14 protein-coding genes are annotated in these 13215 nt (G+C 57.4%); 6 read left to right on the forward strand and 8 right to left on the reverse strand.

Translation table 11 applies throughout. The features are described from left to right. Positions 1-36 precede the first annotated feature (36 nt). From VMW85_07630 to purQ, 5 genes are read left to right on the forward strand one after another with little or no spacing between them, the layout of a single operon-like run. Positions 37-798: a tRNA (adenine-N1)-methyltransferase gene (locus tag VMW85_07630; GenBank protein HUT27897.1), complete on the forward strand. Its 762-nt coding sequence runs from the start codon at positions 37-39 to the stop codon at positions 796-798. 44 nt (positions 799-842) lie between these two features. After that, positions 843-1490, forward strand: coding sequence for a MarC family protein (locus VMW85_07635; GenBank protein HUT27898.1), 648 nt, complete (start codon positions 843-845; stop codon positions 1488-1490). Positions 1491-1542: 52 nt separating this feature from the next. Then, positions 1543-1782, forward strand: coding sequence for a phosphoribosylformylglycinamidine synthase subunit PurS (purS, locus tag VMW85_07640; protein HUT27899.1), 240 nt, complete (start codon positions 1543-1545; stop codon positions 1780-1782). A gap of 6 nt (positions 1783-1788) precedes the next feature. Then, positions 1789-4101, forward strand: a complete 2313-nt coding sequence (purL, locus tag VMW85_07645; GenBank protein HUT27900.1) for a phosphoribosylformylglycinamidine synthase subunit PurL — start codon at positions 1789-1791, stop codon at positions 4099-4101. 4 nt (positions 4102-4105) lie between these two features. Then, a complete protein-coding gene (gene purQ, locus VMW85_07650; protein HUT27901.1) occupies positions 4106-4921 on the forward strand; it encodes a phosphoribosylformylglycinamidine synthase subunit PurQ in 816 nt (271 codons plus the stop codon). Here the strand turns inward: purQ and VMW85_07655 are convergent, their stop codons facing one another. After that, on the reverse strand, positions 4922-5596 hold the full coding sequence (locus VMW85_07655; GenBank protein ID HUT27902.1) for a DUF120 domain-containing protein: 675 nt from the start codon (positions 5594-5596) through the stop codon (positions 4922-4924). A 130-nt stretch (positions 5597-5726) separates the two neighbouring features. On the opposite strand from VMW85_07655, the gene VMW85_07660 reads away from it, so the two are divergent. Next, the gene (locus VMW85_07660; protein ID HUT27903.1) at positions 5727-6551 is read left to right on the forward strand and encodes a methanogenesis marker 8 protein; all 825 of its coding nucleotides are present in this window, start codon (positions 5727-5729) and stop codon (positions 6549-6551) included. Here the strand turns inward: VMW85_07660 and VMW85_07665 are convergent, their stop codons facing one another. Genes VMW85_07665 through VMW85_07695 form a run of 7 tightly spaced genes read right to left on the reverse strand, consistent with a single transcriptional unit; the run spans position 6552 to position 13186 of the window. Next, positions 6552-6905, reverse strand: a complete 354-nt coding sequence (locus VMW85_07665) for a twitching motility protein PilT (GenBank protein HUT27904.1) — start codon at positions 6903-6905, stop codon at positions 6552-6554. It lies immediately after the preceding gene. Between the two features lie 6 nt (positions 6906-6911). Then, a complete protein-coding gene (locus VMW85_07670) occupies positions 6912-8144 on the reverse strand; it encodes a translation initiation factor IF-2 subunit gamma (GenBank protein HUT27905.1) in 1233 nt (410 codons plus the stop codon). Next, positions 8141-8539, reverse strand: a complete 399-nt coding sequence (locus VMW85_07675) for a 30S ribosomal protein S6e (GenBank protein HUT27906.1) — start codon at positions 8537-8539, stop codon at positions 8141-8143. The genes VMW85_07670 and VMW85_07675 overlap by 4 nt, the downstream gene beginning before the upstream one ends. Before the next feature lie 58 nt (positions 8540-8597). Next, positions 8598-9830, reverse strand: a complete 1233-nt coding sequence (locus VMW85_07680) for an NAD(P)/FAD-dependent oxidoreductase (protein HUT27907.1) — start codon at positions 9828-9830, stop codon at positions 8598-8600. 1 nt (position 9831) lies between these two features. Next, the gene (locus VMW85_07685) at positions 9832-10866 is read right to left on the reverse strand and encodes an NAD(P)/FAD-dependent oxidoreductase (protein ID HUT27908.1); all 1035 of its coding nucleotides are present in this window, start codon (positions 10864-10866) and stop codon (positions 9832-9834) included. A 1-nt stretch (position 10867) separates the two neighbouring features. Continuing rightward, on the reverse strand, positions 10868-11530 hold the full coding sequence (locus VMW85_07690; GenBank protein HUT27909.1) for a hypothetical protein: 663 nt from the start codon (positions 11528-11530) through the stop codon (positions 10868-10870). Positions 11531-11581: 51 nt separating this feature from the next. Further along, positions 11582-13186: an aldehyde dehydrogenase family protein gene (locus VMW85_07695; GenBank protein ID HUT27910.1), complete on the reverse strand. Its 1605-nt coding sequence runs from the start codon at positions 13184-13186 to the stop codon at positions 11582-11584. Positions 13187-13215: the final 29 nt, after the last annotated feature.

The following is a 13215-nucleotide window of genomic DNA, read 5'->3' on the forward strand; positions in this document are numbered from 1 at the left end:
CACAATCATTTAATCGCCCGGACAGATAACCTCGTCATGCTGCCTGACGGCTCCCTAGTGTATCTTTTGGATGAAAAGGGGAAGAGGACGTGGATCGTCCTGAACAAGGGGATGCTGAAGCTACCCAGTATGGGAGTGGTGGACGGGGACCGCCTATTGGCGGCGGAGGACGGCGCCGAGGTCAGCGTGGCGGGAAAGAAGTTCTGGCTTCTCGTTCCGGGCGCCTCTGAGATGATGTCCTCGGTGGAGCGCGGCGCCCAGATCATCACCCCCAAGGACGCGGCGACGATCTTGCTCGAACTGAACGTGAAGTCCGGGGACAAGGTGCTGGAAGCGGGGGTCGGCTCGGCCGCCCTCACCATTGCCTTGCTGAACCAGGTTCGTCCCTGGGGACAGGTCATCTCCATGGAGATACGCCCGGAGTTCGCGGAGAAGGGCAAGAGGAACGTGGACAAGGCCGGACTGGCGGATGCCTGGCGCTTGGAGATGGGGGACGTGCGCAAGGACCGCTTGGACATCGTCGTGGACGCGGTGGTGCTGGACATGCCGGACCCCTGGGACGCCATCGACAACGTGTCCTCCATGCTTCGTAACGGTGGGAGATTCTGTTCATATGTCCCTAACACCAACCAGCTGGAGGATGTGGTGCGCCAACTAAGAAGAAAGGGATTCGTTGAGATCCGCAGCCTGGAGAACATGCAGAGGGAGATGGTGGTGCACGATATGGGAGTGCGACCTTCCTACGAGACGCTGGGACATACCGGGTATCTGGTGTTCGCGAGGAAGGTATCAACATGAGTTCTTCGCTTAATTTTTAATAGCCCGAGAACGCTCGTTATTACATGGACCTGGCCTTCGCCATATCCGCCTTCGCTTCGATCTTCGCCATCGTTAATCCAGTGGGTAACATACCGGTGTTCGTGGCTATCACCGAAGGTTATTCAGCTGAACTTCTGAAGAAGGTCAGAAGCAAGGTGTGCTTGGTCGCCGGTAGTGTCCTGATAGTCTTCGCTTTCTTCGGCAACTATATCTTCGACCTTTACGGGATCACTATTCCGGCGTTCAAGATCGCCGGGGGCGTCCTCCTCTTCTCCATCGCATTCACCATGACCAGGGGGCAGATGACCAAGTCCAAGATCTCGGACGAGGAGACGCGGGAAGCGTCGGAGAAGGATCAGGTGGGCGTCGTACCGTTGGGCATCCCCCTCTTCGCCGGCCCGGGCGCCATCACCACCGTCATGATCTATGTCAGCTACGCCCAGAATTCCTCGGACTCCACCTTCGGATTCTTCTCCGTGTTCCTGGGGATATTGGCCACCATAGCCATCGCCTACGTTCTACTGAAGTACGCCGGTCCGCTGTTCACCCGCATGGGACGGTCCGGTGCCATGGCCTTCACCAGGATCATGGGATTGCTGTTAGCGGCCATAGCGGTCGAGTTCATCATTTCCGGAGTCTTCGAGGCCGTCTCCAACCAGTGGGGGATATAGTCAGAGGGCAGAAGATTAATTACAGAAGGGGCATTCCTCAATCGGTGCATATATGGTTGTGGCAGAGATAAGGATCGAGCTCAAGCCGGGGGTGGCGGATCCCGAGGGCAAGAACACCAAGAAAGCCCTAGAACTGCTTGGTTTCAATGACATCGAGGGAGTACGTTCCATCAAGATGTTCGAGATAGAGATGGACACCGACCACGAAACCGCCAAGAAGCAGTGCGAGCAGATGTGCCGGAAACTGCTGGCCAATCCGGTCATCCAAAAGTTCAAGATCGAACTTAGGTGAAGGGAAATGCCCCTCGAACACCTGTTCTTCAAGCGTGATGTGCCCTTCAGTCTATATGAGATAGCCCTGGGAAAGGCCTCCGACGATGAACTGAAGGCCCTAAGCAATGAGATGGGGCTCTCGCTCAGCCTGGAGGAGATGCAGCGCATCAGGGATTACTTCGTCAGACTGAAACGCCGACCGACGGACGTTGAAGTGGAGTCCATCGCCCAGGCGTGGAGCGAACATTGTTGCTACAAATCATCCAAAGTGTTCCTGCGGGAGCACATCTTCGGGATCGACAACGACAGAGTACTGGCCAGGGGCGATGCCGGCGTCATGGTCTTCGACGATGAGTACGGCTATGCTCTGAGGATAGAGAGTCACAACCATCCCTCGGCAATAGAACCTTACGGGGGTGCGGCCACCGGCATCGGCGGGATAGTGCGTGACGTGCTGTGCATGGGAGCCCAGCCGGTCGCGCTCATCGATCCGCTGTTCTTCGGACCCATCGACCATAAGGGAGCGCTGCCGGCCGGTTCCAAGACACCCAAGTACCTGGTCTCCGGGGTCGTCGGTGGGATCAGGGATTATGGCAACCGCATCGGCATACCGACTGTATGCGGCGGTCTGTTCTTTGACGAATCATATCTGGGCAACTGCCTAGTGAACGTGGGCTGCGTTGGCATCGTGAAGAGAGAGGACCTACGGGACAACGCCGTTGGCGGTGTCGGGGATCACCTCATCCTATGCGGCGGGCGCACCGGAAGGGACGGCATTCATGGCGTGACCTTCGCCTCTGCTGAACTGAGCTCCGTCTCAGAGGACGAGAGCCGGGGCGCGGTGCAGTTGGGCGACCCTATCACCAAGGAACCGCTCATCCATGCGTGTCTGGAAGTGAACTCCCAAGGCCTCATCAATGGCATGAAGGACCTGGGGGGCGGCGGTCTCTCCTGTGTCGTCGGAGAAATGGCCTTGTCCGGAGGATGTGGCGCCGAGGTGCAGCTGGACACCGTACCGTTGAAGGAGAGCGGATTGGCTCCTTGGGAGGTCTGGGTCTCCGAATCACAGGAAAGGATGATGCTTGCCGCTTCCGAGAAAAATGTGAAGCGGATACTGGACCTGTTCGCCATGTGGGATGTGGAAGCCACCGTCGTCGGAAAGGTCGTCCCGGGCAACGAGGTCACTCTGTTCTGGCAGGACTCGCAGATCTTCCAGGTCGATCTGGACTTCCTGACCAAGGGACCGGAGTATTGCCGGCCTTTCAAGGTCGATGTTCGCTCGTCCACCGTCAAGCACATCGTGCCAAAACTGCCTTCCATAGACCGCATCATAATCGACCTGCTCAGCGATCCTAACATCGCCAGCAAGGAGTGGGTGTTCCGGATGTACGATCACGAGGTCCGCGGCGGCACTGTCGTCAAACCGGCCACCGGGATCATGAACAAGAGCGGCCCCTCGGATGCTACCGTTATCAAACCACTGCCCGATCGAGAGAGGGGGCTGGCTCTGGCCGTAGGCGTCAATCCCTGGTTCTGCGGACTGGACGCCTACCGTGGCGGCATGGCCTCGGTCGACGAGGCATGCCGCAACATCATTGCCGTTGGAGGATACCCGGATTCCCTGACGGATTGTCTGAACTTCGGCAACCCCGAGAAACCGGAAAGGCTGGGCGAGTTCAAACAGGCCGTGACCGGGATCGGAAAGGTTGCTTCCTATCTGGACCTCCCGATCCCTTCCGGAAATGTCTCCTTATACAACGAGACGGCCCGCGGTTCCGTTCTGCCCACGCCGACCGTGCTCGGTCTGGGGATCATAGAGGACGTGCGCGAGTGCGTCACCACCGACCTGAAGAAAAAGGGCAATCTGCTCTATCAGGTCGGCGAGACCAAGGAGGAGTTCGGAGGTTCCGCCCTGTACCGCAGATACGGCGGTCAGGGGGGTGAGGTCCCGGACGTCTCCCCTGAAGTGCTGAAACGGTCCATGGACCAGCTCCACGAATGCATGAAGAAAGGGTTGATCGCTTCCTGCCACGACATTTCGGACGGGGGAATGGCGGTCACGGTCGCCGAGATGTGCCTGGGAGGGGACATCGGAGCGGATATCCACATATACATGACAACGAAGGAGCTGTTCTCGGAGAGCAACACCCGTTGGGTGGTGGAGATCGAACCGTTCGAAGAGAAGGAGTTCCTGAAGATCATGACCGTACCGGTCAAGAAACTGGGAAAGGTCGGCGGAAGGGATCTGACGGTCTCCACGGAAACTGAGAAGTTCAGTATCTCCCTCGACGAGATGAGGAACGCCTGGAGCGGGACGCTCGGAAAGCTGATGGGGTGAACATATGAAGGATGTCAAGGTCTGCGTGTTGAGAATAGAGGGCACGAACTGTGAGGATGAGACCTTCCAGGCCTTCGCTTCGGTCGGTGCTAGCCCGGAAAGGGTGCACCTGAAGCAGCTATTGGGACAGTGCCCCTCGGACCTGGGAAGGGACCTGGGGAGCTACGACATACTAGCGCTTCCCGGTGGTTTCTCTGCCGGGGACTATGTTCGCGCCGGCGCCATCTTCGCCGCCCGCATGAAGAGCGGGTTGAAGAAGGAGCTGATATCGTTCGTGGATAATGGCAGACCGGTGATCGGCATCTGCAACGGCTTCCAGATACTGGTGGAACTGGGTTTGCTGCCGGCCATGGACGGCACTATGTCGGACGTTCCGGATGCGGCGCTTTACACCAACGACTCCGGTAGGTTCGAATGTAGGCCGACATTGCTCAAGCAGGAGAAGAGCGCCAAGAGCGTGTTCACCGCGGACATGCCGAAAGGCACCGTGGTCATGTACCCCTCTGCGCACGCTGAAGGCAAGCTCATGTTCCCCAAGGAAAAGGAGCAGAAGATGCTGGACCGTTTGTTGGAGAACGACCAGGTGATGTTCCGCTACGTCGACCCGGACGGGGAATATGCGGGATATCCGTGGTGCCCCAATGGATCGCTGCACAATATCGCCGGGATATGCAATCCGGCAGGTAACGTCCTAGGCATGATGCCGCACCCCGAACGTGTTCTTAGAAGGGAGACCCACCCTGATTGGACCAGGGAAGAATGGAAGGAAGATGGTGACGGACTGTCCATGTTCCGTTCGGTCGTCCGCAGCGTGAAGTGATCAGAAGTTCAGGTGGATGCGAACCTCTATCATGTTACCGTCATCCAGACTGAGCGTTCGTCGCAGATGGTACTTGCAGACCACCTCCAGCACGTCCTCGTAATGTGACCGCCGGGGAAGGACCACCGCACACTCCACGTTCTGTATGCTGGCAGGAATGCAGTGCACGTCACCGAAGGTGCGACCGTTGCGTTCGAAGCCTTTGATGTCGATGGTCCTGCCGTTCCGCAAGGTCTCCAACTTATGGTGCTCCGTGGGCAGCAGCTTGACGTTGAGCGTCCCCTCGTAGGGTTTGAAGCCAAGTTTCTCCGTGAACTGCTCCATGTATCCAGGCTGCGTCACGTAGTACTGCCCTTCGCCCATACCCTCGACGACGCTCCCCTTTATCACTACCTCGTCCTTCATTTCGAAGATCTTCTGGTACTCGATATATTCCCTACGTAACATGTCCGCACCCTTCGTGGTTATGCGGATGCGCTGACGACGCGCTCCCAGGTCGCGCTCTATCAATTTATTGTCCAAAAGCTCCAGGATACGCTTGGAGGCGGACTGCTGGCTCATTTCCAGCATATCTCCCAGTTCCCGGGAGGACAGGGCGACGTAATCGTGTAACCCTCCCATTAGGGCGATGCGCCGGAGGGCGGTAACGAATTTCTCGTCGTTCTCGGGTTGCAATGTGACCACTCCGCTCTTTGCTACTAGGTAATCTGTAATAGATTACTATCTTGGTTAACAGATATCGCCATTAAAAACTTACTAACATCATACGGTAGGTTTGATATCAAATGATTTCTTTTCTACCTTGATGACGAAGGACCGACATGTCATGGAAGCTCTTGGCAAGACCAGAGTGGTCATTGAGGATGGCAAGGTGGTGGAGGTGGGTGAACCTCAGCTGGACTATTGCCCGCTCTTCTTCAAGCACCGGGGGATCGAGAAGATCACCGCCGAGATCGTGCGGAACAATATCGAGTTCCGCATCAAGGACTTCGGCATGTGCGCTCCAGACCGTAAGATGCGCATGCGGGACTTCCTCAGCTTCGGGGTGTCCGAGCTCATGGGCATGTGCGTCTCCAAAGGTATTCTCGATTGCGCGGTGGTCGTATGTGATGGTGCCGGGACCGCGGTGGTCGACGACCCCGATCTTGTACAGGGAATAGGAGGACGGATCTCTGGACTGATGGAAACCACGCCCATCCTCACCATCATTGATGCCATTGGCAGAGATAGGGTGCTGGACCCGGAAACGGCGCGCATCGATCAGGTGGCCGGAGGACGTATGGCATGGGACATGGGCTATCGCAAGATAGGTGTGACCGTGGCCAGAGGTAATGATGCTGCCCTGCTGCGCAAGGAGCTTGGCGATCATGTCGTTCTTTTCGGAGTGCACACCAGTGGTCTGGACGAGAACGAGTCGAAAGTGCTGCTGGACAACTGCGACGTTGTCACAGCCTGCGCCTCCAAGCATTTATGGAGAATGGCCAAGGAGGAGGGGGCGATGCAGGTAGGGACCAAGGTCCCGGTCTTTGCCGTAACTCATGTGGGAAAGGACATCTGCGCAGTGCGCATAGAACAGATGGACCTCAAGAACAAGAGCGGTCCGGAAGATCCGCCACGACCGTTGATCTGATCATTCCTCGATGGTCAGGCGCTTGCGCGAGCGCAGAAAAATTGCGCGCACCCCTTCCTGCCTCAATTTCCGCCGTAGGATGAAGTCGTTGGTCACCACCATGGCGTTCAAGGCCTTGGCGACCTCCACCACTCCTTCGTCGCCTTGGGTCGACGTTTCATAACGTATGTATTTGCCGGCCAGCATCAATGCGGCCTTGGCGTGCTTGCTGCCGGACCGTTTCAGTTCGCCTATGACTGGCCCTGGAACGTAGGCTTCGAACTCTCCGAAAAGATTGATCAGTTCCAGGTCCAAGTTCATCTTGAACTCGAACGGCATAAGGAGCGCGTTGGTGTCTAGGACCACCTTCTGCATGAAGCCTCACTCAATGATACCGTAGCCGATAAGACGCCACTTGTTGGCGATCTTGCGAGAAATAGCCACCCTCTGCCCCAGCTCGGCGCAGACCGGTATCTTCAAAGCGACCTCTGATTGATCACCGCGAGCGCTGGTGACCAGACCGACCGTGGTCGCCGTTCCGATGCTTAGCATCAACGGTTCGTTGGTCTTGATGTTCTCCACGATCATATCGTCGGCGGTGCCGACCACCCTCTCCAAAAGATGGGTGCTCATATTGAACTTGAAATGTACCGGAGGCAGCGTGCCGGGCCTGCCGACGACGCGACCAGTGAGACCGTCGGACTTGGTCATCGACGGATCGAGCTTGGTGCCGATGGCGATAAGACCGCCGGGCTTGATCTTGTTGATCGGAGCACCGCCAGTGTGCAGCGACTCTATGGTGGTCGTGATGGTCTCCCAGCTGAACTTACCACCGGGCAGCTCCACTTTTCTACCAGGGGAGATCTCTATCTCATCGCCAACGGCGATCTTTCCTTGCATGAGCGTCCCGCCAAGCACTCCACCGTGCAATTCATCGATGGACATTCCCGGCTGGTTGATATCGAAGGAACGGGCCACGAACATCTTGGCCGTTTTCTTTTCCTCCTGCTTTGGAGTGGGAATATGTTTCTGGATTGCCTGGATCAGCTTGTCGATGTTGACATCGTGGTGTGCCGATACGGGAATGATCGGCGCGTCCTCGGCGATGGTGCCCTTGACGAACTTCTTGATCTGATTATAGTTCTCCAGGGCCTCTTCCTTGGTCACGATATCGATCTTGTTCTGAACGATGATGATATTTTCGACCCCGATAATGGTCAGGGCCATCAGGTGCTCTTTGGTCTGGGGTTGAGGACATTCCTCATTGGCCGCCACCAAAAGCAGGGCACCGTTCATCATGGCCGCACCAGATAGCATAGTGGCCATCAGGGTTTCGTGTCCGGGGGCGTCCACGAAGGACACTGACCGCACGTATTCAGCCTCGCCGCCGCAGACCTTGCACACATTGTCGTTGGAGAAGGTCTCCTCGGCGCAATCCTTACATTTATAGAAAGCTACGTCCGCATAACCCAGCCTGATGGAGATACCCCTCTTGATCTCCTCGGAGTGTCGATCGGTCCAGTCACCGGAAAGCGCCTTGGTCAGCGTGGTCTTGCCGTGGTCCACGTGACCTATCATTCCGATGTTGACCTCAGGCTGGTGGGACACCTTCATTTTTTCTTCTCCTCTTTCTTAACGATCAGCTCTTCGACCTGTTTGGTCCCTTGAGAGACGATCTTCATGTTTATCTGGACAGTGTCTGTGGCCACGGTGTTCCCGCGCACGGACTTTCTCCTCCTCAGACCACCTTCGGTGGTGTAGAATCCAGTGCTGATGGTCAGCAACAGTTTCTTCCTCCGCGGTCCAGGAAGGTCCTTTCTCATGGCGAAACCGTCCTTATCGCTCCCACCAGTGATCGCTAGCTTGTACCCGGGCAGCCCGACGAATATTCCATCTATGGTGTCGCCTATCTTCTTCCCTATCAGGGAATTGGCGTGATGTCCCGACACTGGGACATTGTAAGACATGCCGGTCTTTATATCATTAACAACGGCCTTGAATTCAACCATTCCAAACACCTTTTGAGCGCTATGAGTATTCCGCCCTAACGTAGTTTTACTTAAATAATTATTGGTCGCCCCGAGGCGTATGGAGCGTATTTTTACAGCGTCTCGCCTTAATAGCTCTCCCGCTGCCTTTGGCCATGGCCTGGAAGGCTTTTAAGGGTTCCGCGTCCAGGGACGACGCCGTCTGCATCATATCGTCCGGGCCGATCAGCTCGTTCATGACCGCTCCCGAAAGCAGTGGACGCATTTTGGGGTCAAAGACGTTCGAGGACCAAAGCTCCACCAGCGTGTCCCTGAGGACGGCGCCCATGACCAGCTGGTCGCCCATTGCGTCCACGAGATCCTCCTCGTAATTCTGTTGCTCCCCCTGGGCCATAAGCGCGGCGTGTTTGCCTGCCAGTCCGCCACATATGTACGATGGCATTATGCCCTCGCCCACGAATGCCAGCGTCTGTCCGGCCGAATCCCCGCAGAAGAGCACGTTGCCTTTAACCGGACCGCCCAAGAAACCGGGCACAGGGGCGTCGCCCATCTTCACTTCCAAAACCTTCTCCACGTCGAAGTACTGGGAGACCACTGGATGACCGTTTATCCAATCCTCCAGGAAGGAGCGGCGGGAGGCGTTCACGCCTACGAGGCCCAGTCCGACGTTGGCCCTCCTCCTTCCCTTGGGAATGATCCAGCCATAACCTAGGCCGATCTCCTCCTCGATGAATATCTGCATGCATCCGGGGAGGTCCTTCTTTGCCACCAGTTCGAACTCCACGCCTCGCGCCACGTCCTGCGGGGAGAAGAACTCCGCCCCCATGACCTTGGCCAGTGTAGAGTGCACCCCGTCCGCGGCCACCACCACCTTCGGCTCGACCTCTATCTCCTCTCCGTGATGGCTCAGCAGGCAGCTGGTGATCGCCCCGTCCCGCATCTTGGCCGACAGAAGTTTGGTGTCCGCCTGGACCGCCGTGCCGGCTAGGGCCGCTCTCAACGCCAAATGTTTGTCGAACAGCTTCCGTTCGACCGTCACGCTGCGCCAGTACGGTTCGGCATTGTCAACGATGATCTCTCGTCCCAGCACGAAGCGGGTGAAGGACTGCCGGGCGCAGATGGTCTGGGGAGGGATGCGTAATCCTGATCGCTTTACCAGTTCCAGCCCGATCACCTCTCCGCACTGCACCGGTGTGCCTATCTCCTTCTTCTTGTCGACCATCAAGGTCTTCGCCCCGGTCAAAGCGGACGTCCTGGCCGCGCCGCTGCCTGCCGGTCCTGCCCCCACCACTAACACATCACAGTCCATCATCTCACCATCCCCATTTCGCTGCCAGATCGTATGCCCGGTACAATCTTCTGCTCTCCCGGTCCGAGACCGCGGCCCGTAGGGCCGCTGCCCGGCCGTAGCCCTTCACGAACGGTCGCACCGAACGACGTAAAGCGGCGTTGTCCATCCCCCGCAACGCGTTGAAGGCGTCGACGTAGAGCGGGGAAGCGTAAGGCGAACGGGGCCAATCGTGGGCATAACCGGAAAGGCTCCCTTCGACCAATGATCTGGCCATGGTCATGGCCGCGCTCATGCCGATGCCTATGCCTCCGAAGGTAATAGGGTTTGCCTGCCCTCCGGCATCCCCCACCAGGCAGGCGTTACCTTTGACCACCTCCCGATAATCGTAGGGGATGGCCCGCACATGCCTTTCCAATGCCGATGGGCGGGGCTCCGTCCCCCGGGTGAACCCCACCCTGCTCCCCCATGGATGAGGGAACACCCAGCGGTATCCCCCCCGATATCTTTCATCGTAATGGAAGTGCATGGTGTCGTTCTCGGTCTTCGTTTCCAGGACGTACTGTTCCGCCCAGAGCAGGCGCGGACCTCCGGCGAAGAAGGTCCTGCGGACCAGGGAGTTCCATCCGTCCGCACCCACCAACCATTTGCACCGATGCTCATTTCCCTCTCGGGTCCGGACCAGGTATCCATTTCCCACTTTGGTGACGTTCACCGCCGTACCCTTTTCCAGGTGGCAGCCCTCCTTTGCCGCCCGTTCCCGCAACCTGCGTAGGAAGGCCGGCCTGTCCAGAATATAGCCTTGGGTTTCGGTCTCGATGGTTATGTCCCCGGGCCAATGCTCCACCGCCCTCTTTATTTTGAAAGTGACCGCCTCCGGCATCAATGGGCTCAGTCTCTCGAAGGCCTTCTCGCTCATGGCCTCCCCGCACATGTGATGGTAACGGTCGTAACGCTCTTCCAGCTTCTCCAGGGACAGTACGTCCAGCTTTCCTTCGCTTAGATAAGATAGGAAGAAGGCCGCCGCGGCACCGGCAGGACCGGCGCCGACCACCAGCACATCATGGTTTTCGATGTCCGATCCCTCCGGAAAGACTGATCTGCTCCACGAACGAATAACCGGTGTCGAAGCCCAGGAACGCTATGAAATAAAGGTAGGTCGGTAGGATCGATACAACGCACAACATGAGCACGGCCACCTTGAGGATCGGGCGTTCCCGCAGAAATATGGATAGCACACCGGGCTTCATACGGTCCCCGTGGTCGCTGAGCACCTCATCGGCGAAGGCCGCCATCATCACCATTATGGCCCCGACCCCGTGGAAGGGGTTGCCACTCACCACCGCCAGTATGGAAAACCCCCCGGCGACCACGAAGCCCAACCGGAAGGCCAGGTTATCGTATTTGGAGGCGATGAGCAACGCCAGTAATAGCCCGATGAAAATGGTCGCCGATCCCTCGTCGAGGAAGATCAATGCCCCCATGAGCATTCCGACAGGGATCGAGAGCAGAGTGGCCTTCCGCTTGCTCCCAATGTTCAGGTCGAACACCTGGTCACCATACTTGATGGCCATGCCCAAGGTGACGAAGGCAAAAGGTATCAGCAGATGTTGGTGCAGGGGCACCTCCCGGCTGAACCATGTGTAGGACCATGCGATCGCTATCAGCAAGATGGTCAAGATGAAATACCATTTGGCTCGATCGTTCCAGCCCCTACTTTTCATATCCCGACCCTCCCACAAAAACGGATGGATGCTATAATACCGTTTGCTGCCTCAGCGGCGCATAAGACGACGGGAGTTCAGCAATCGAGGGATGAGACTGCCTCTCTCCCGGTTGAACACCATTCCAGTGAAGTCATGCATAGCTTCCACACCATCCTTTCCATAGGGATGCCACCATATTTCCGAAGAGAAACTTCCCTTGTCGACGTGCAGGTGCTGCCTTTCCACCAGTTCCTCGAAGCCTATATCCCCGTGAGTACGGCCGGAGCCGCTCTCGCCCCGGCCACCCCATGGAGTGGCCCCCAGCCCATAGGTGTAGGCGACGTTGTTCACCATGACCGTGCCCGCCCTAAGTTCGGTGGCCAACTTTTTCCCCCGCTCCAGGTCTGCGGTCCAGATACTGCCGTTAAGGGCGAAGGCGCTGTCGTTGGCCATGTGTACAGCCTCCTCCTCGGTATCGAAGGTCAGCATAGCAACTATCGGTCCGAAGGTCTCCTGATGCACTATATCCATATCCTGCGTCAGGTCCGATATCAACGTCGGTTCGAAGTAATGCCCCCGAAGACCCTCGCTCCTTTTTCCCCCGACCATCACCTTGGCCCCCTTTCCCAATGCTCGGGAGACCTGATTCTCCATGTTCTGCACCATCTCCTCAGAGATCATAGGCCCCATGGATATGGTCGGGTCCTTCAGGTCGAAACCCTGGCGGAGGGAGCGTACCTCCTCCATCAGTAGGGCAGTGAACCTTTCATTGACCGAACGGTGAACGTAGATGCGTTTTATGGCCCCGCATGTCTGACCACTGTTCACGAAGGAACCCCAGCAGGCCGCCTTGGCCGCGCGCTTCAGTTCGGCGTCCCTCAGGACGATGAACGCATCTTTACCTCCAAGTTCCAGGGTGATCGGCGTGAGCCGCTGAGAGGCCAGGACCATTATTCTTCGGCCCACGTCGGCGTGACCGGTGAAGATAATACGGTCCACGGCCGATGACGCCACCGCCTCGCCGATCTCATCCCCTGCCCCTACGGCCACCTGGACCAGCCCTGTCGGCGATCCAGCCTCCTCCATCAGTTCTTTCAAGCGCAACGCGGTCAGCGGAGTGAACGAGGAAGGTTTGATGATCACCGCGTTACCGGCGGCCAGGCTCATCATTGTCAGTGAATATGGAATCGCCAAAGGATAGTTCCAAGGGGTGATTATACCGATCACCCCCAAGGGCCGGGGGACGATGTACGAGGAGCGGCCCATGTATTTCATGATCAACGAGATCCTGCCGAGATCGATCGTGCTCCGGCGGAAGAGGTGCGCCATGCGCTCGATGGAGAAGTCTCCTACGCTGATCGCGTTCATGACATCGGTTGCTAAGGACTCCATAAGCGGCTTGCCGGTCTCCTGGGACACCAGTTCAGCTATTTCGTCCGCCCTTTCCACCAGCGCGCTCTGCACCTTACGAAGGACCTTGGACCTCTCGGCCAGTGGACTGGTGGCCCAATCGGACTGCGCCTGCCTGGCCTTCTCGACCATGCCGGGGACCTCGTCCGGAAGCGTAGACACCGCCTGGCCAACCTTTTCCAAAGTGGCAGGATTGTATACGTTGATGATCGGCCGGGAGCCCATGTCACGGGAAACAGCGTGAGGATAGATAACCCTGACCATGGTTTATCTATCTGGAAATTCATGAATGG

This window comes from Methanomassiliicoccales archaeon, from assembly GCA_035527755.1.
GTDB lineage: Archaea > Thermoplasmatota > Thermoplasmata > Methanomassiliicoccales > UBA472 > UBA472.